Source organism: Bacillus sp. P4_D3 (assembly GCF_056401855.1).
On the sequence record NZ_JBFUIN010000625.1, the window covers coordinates 1 to 1828 of the forward strand.

The following is a 1828-nucleotide window of genomic DNA, read 5'->3' on the forward strand; positions in this document are numbered from 1 at the left end:
GTGGTAATGTTGCGATTTTCGTGAATACGAGCGGTAATATTGAAATTGCGCCTAAGAAAATGGCACCGATAAATGTTAAGCGATATAAAATTTTTGTTACATACTGTTCTGTAGATTTACCTGGACGAATACCAGGTACGTATCCATTTTGCTTTTTCAAATTCTCAGCCATTTGTTCAGGGTTCACTTGAATGAACGCATAGAAATATGTGAAAGCAACGATAAGACCTACATAAAGTGTCATTCCAAATGGATGTGCAAAATCAAGATTCGCAATTATCCATTTAGATACGCTTGAATCAGGGAAGAGCTGCGCAATTGTACGMGGCGTCATTAAAAAGGCAGAAGCAAAGATAACAGGAATTACACCTGCACTATTTACTTTAAGAGGTAAATGAGTGTTTTTTGCTCCTTGATATTGATTGTTTCCTGATACAGCTTTTGCATATTGAATCGGTATTTTACGAACAGCTTGTTGAATGTAAATAACACCAACGACAATGGCTAAAATTACGAGTCCAATTAAAACCATTTTTATTATGTGCATGAATAATTGATCGCCTGCATTTTGAAATTGTTGCAAATAAATTTGATTAGCAACATTCGGAATCGCCGCAACAAGTCCTGCGAAGATAATCATCGATATACCATTTCCAACGCCATTAGCGGTGATTTGTTCACCTAACCAAAGTAAAAATGCAGTACCAGCAGTTAAAACTGTCGCAATAAATAAGTATGTAGTCCAGCTTGGATCTGTTATTAATTGTCCGCCTGCTATATTATTAAAGCCATAAGACATCCCGATGGATTGTATGAATGCGAGAATGATTGTAAAGTATCGAGTAAATTGAGCTGACTTCTTACGGCCCATTTCTCCTTGCTTTGCCCATTCTGTAAATTTAGGTACAACGTCCATTTGTAGTAATTGTACAATGATGGAAGCCGTAATATATGGTGTGATACCTACAGCAAAGATTGAGAAGTGTTGCAGTGCTCCTCCGCCAAATACGTTCAGCATGCCTAAAACGTTGGCTTGATCTTGTACTTTTAATACCTCTGCGTTAGTATGAGGAACTGGAATAAACGTGCCAATTCGAAAAACAATTAACATCGCTAGTGTAAAAAGAATTTTGTTTCTTATCTCAGCTACTCTCATAAAGTTTGAAATCGTACGAAACATCATGTCGCCTCCTGTATTTTTATCAGTTCAAAACTGATTATTATATCCCGATGAAGTAACCACAAACCTCCTTCCGCATTAAATTCATTTGACAAATGGAATTTCATACATTTTGCAGTTTTCACGGATATAAAAATATAAGGTGTTATACGAGCGACCTATTATCTTTTCGTAATCATTCAATACCCATAATATATCGAATAAATTAACAAATGTACATACATACGCATGAAAAATGAATAAATAGGGTGATTTTTTACATTTACTTAATGCTAGATTGATAATTAGGAACGTTTTACGTAGTTGTATCGAAAGGATTCGGTGGAAAGTATTATGGTGTAGCTGTAGCAGATGAAAACCTCAAGGATGTTGAGAAAACTCATATATTTCGTCGTGAATTAGAGAAACTATTAAAGCAAGAAAAGATTGGATTGAAATAGTAGTGAAGGAAAATCTTTTTTCTATAGAGAATATTTCTAACGTAGGAATCTAAGTATGTAGGTTCTAATGAAAGGAGAATTCACATGAATACATTTGTAAATGACAAGTTTTATGAAACGAGAAATCAATTATTTGAGGAAATTACTTTGTTAAGTGATGCTCAATTTAATAGAAAACCAGATAAGGATAAATGGAGTATAGCACAAG

The 1828-nt window shown here is 34.5% G+C and carries 1 protein-coding gene and 1 pseudogene; one reads left to right on the forward strand and one right to left on the reverse strand.

The genetic code is table 11. The features are described 5' to 3' along the window. Nucleotides 1-1180 (reverse strand): preprotein translocase subunit SecY (gene secY / locus AC1DTM_RS24895; RefSeq protein WP_477001137.1); only part of this gene is annotated, 1180 nt, incomplete at its 3' end. A 524-nt stretch (nucleotides 1181-1704) separates the two neighbouring features. On the opposite strand from secY, the pseudogene AC1DTM_RS24900 reads away from it, so the two are divergent. Continuing rightward, nucleotides 1705-1828, forward strand: a pseudogene (locus AC1DTM_RS24900) (DinB family protein); the annotation flags it as partial.